1 protein-coding gene is annotated in these 770 nt (G+C 25.3%); it reads right to left on the minus strand.

The annotated features are described in order from the left end of the window. On the minus strand, window positions 1–523 hold a 523-nt coding region (locus B0A58_RS13805; protein WP_133063146.1), incomplete at its 3' end, for a hypothetical protein. Window positions 524–770 lie beyond the last annotated feature (247 nt).

Here is a 770-nt window from a genome sequence, read left to right on the forward strand (position 1 = left end):
TGATTTTAAAGTTTTTAAGGTTTTTAGACTCAAGCAACAGCCTTATATTTAACATATATTTAACACAAAAAAACCTTTTTACTAATTTTAAAATGCTAAAATCGGCAAGTTGGGTTAATGTTTCATAGTCTTTGGGTCTATTGTCTAAAGGTTGCTCTTCAATTTTGGTTAGGTATTTTTTATTAGCAATAAACCGTTCGTATTTATCTTTTAATTCGGTATTATTGCTTTGAGCAATACTGTTTTTAATGCGTTGCTGGTTGCGAAGGGTGAGGTTTTTGAGGAGGAGGTCATAGTTATAAGTTGAAATATTAAAATCTATGAACTTTGTTGAATTTTGCTTCAAAAAAGACTTTATCACATCAGTATAATTATTACCTAACCAATATGAATCAATCTCTGAATTTGTCAAAAAATCGAGGATTTCAAGGTTTTGAGATTTGAAACTATTTATTGCATTAGTAAAATAATCAGATGCTAAATTTGAATTTAAATTTGAATCTAAAAAAATACCATAATTCATTAATGTTGAAGTATAAACTGGATTTAATCTAGAAATATTTTTTAAATTAGAATCAATAATGTTTTTTTTATATAAATCAATTGCATTTTCATACAGACCATTCTCGTGAAAAAAAAATGAAAAGCTATTAATCAATTTACAAAATTCACTAGAATAATTATCATTAATCTTTTCAAATAATTTTAAAGATGTATTAAAACAAAGCATTGCATTTTCATAATCATTTAACTCTGTTTCAGCCCCTTAA

Source organism: Flavobacterium branchiophilum NBRC 15030 = ATCC 35035 (assembly GCF_002217205.1).
Lineage (GTDB): Bacteria > Bacteroidota > Bacteroidia > Flavobacteriales > Flavobacteriaceae > Flavobacterium > Flavobacterium branchiophilum.